Origin of the sequence: Pseudoflavonifractor sp. 60 (assembly GCF_009911645.1) — a bacterium.
Lineage (GTDB): Bacteria > Bacillota > Clostridia > Oscillospirales > Oscillospiraceae > Lawsonibacter.
Genome location: NZ_QWKI01000372.1, coordinates 1 through 895, shown reverse-complemented (window position 1 = coordinate 895; position 895 = coordinate 1). Strand labels below are relative to the sequence as shown.

Sequence of the window (895 nt, the reverse complement as noted above, 5' to 3'; positions counted from 1 at the left end):
GTGGCCTGCCGGATGGCCTCGGTGTAGCTGGCCGCCCCGGTGACCACCTGCTGAAAGGCGAAGTCGCAGGTGGTGATGTAGGCCCGGGTCAGCGGTTCCGCCCTGCCCAGCGGGGTCACAAAGCCCAGTGTCTGGGTCAGGTTGGTAAAATCCGCCTGGGCCAGCTCCACGGCGGCGGCCACGATCTGCTGCAAGGAGGCGTTCTGAGCGAAGGGCAGGGCTTGGACGTAGGGGAACCGGCGCACGTCCAGGTCATAGCCGGACTGGGCGGACTGGTACAGAATGCGCCGTATCTCCCGGTGGGACAACCCCAGACGCCGGCGCAGCTCCTTCTTGAGCTCCCGCTGGGAGACGCCCAGCTGCTGGGCCCGCCACACCTGGTACTGGGCGGTACTGGTGAGCTGCCCGGCCTCCGCCACCCGCCGGGCGATGTCCTGGATCAGGTACTCGCTGACGGGGCCGGTTATCTTTCTCGCGGCCTCCTCCAGGGCGCTGATCTGGTCCGGCGTGAGCATTATTCACCATCCGCCTGCTGCTGGAGCTGGGGCATGTACTTCTGCCGGATGGCCGCCAGGTCCGCCTCCGTCTCCGCCGGCATCCCGAACCGCCAGCCCAGGGCGATCTCCGGCTTCAGCAGTCCCCGGGCCACCATGTCCTTGTAGTCGGCCCAGGTCTTGTCCTCGTCGTAGAGAACGCCGTTGCCCCAGTCGATGGAAATATCCTCTGGCGCGATGTCGTGTGCGCCGGGCACATGGTACAGCCGCCCCAGCACGCCGCACAGCCCCGCCGCCTCCCGGACCGCAGCCTCAAACATCTGCTGGAAGTCGATAATGGTCAGGTTGTAGTCCCCGGCGGAGGAGGTGACCTCGGTGGCGGTGCGCTCCGCCGCCTCCAC

The 895-nt window shown here is 67.5% G+C and carries 2 protein-coding genes; both read right to left on the bottom strand.

All coding sequences use genetic code 11. From position 1 onward, the window contains the following. Positions 1 to 515 (bottom strand): phage minor capsid protein (locus D1646_RS22460; RefSeq protein ID WP_160638536.1); only part of this gene is annotated, 515 nt, incomplete at its 3' end. After that, positions 515 to 895, bottom strand: a 381-nt coding sequence (locus D1646_RS22455; protein WP_160638535.1) for a hypothetical protein, incomplete at its 5' end; no start/stop codon positions are given. The genes D1646_RS22460 and D1646_RS22455, both read right to left, overlap by 1 nt.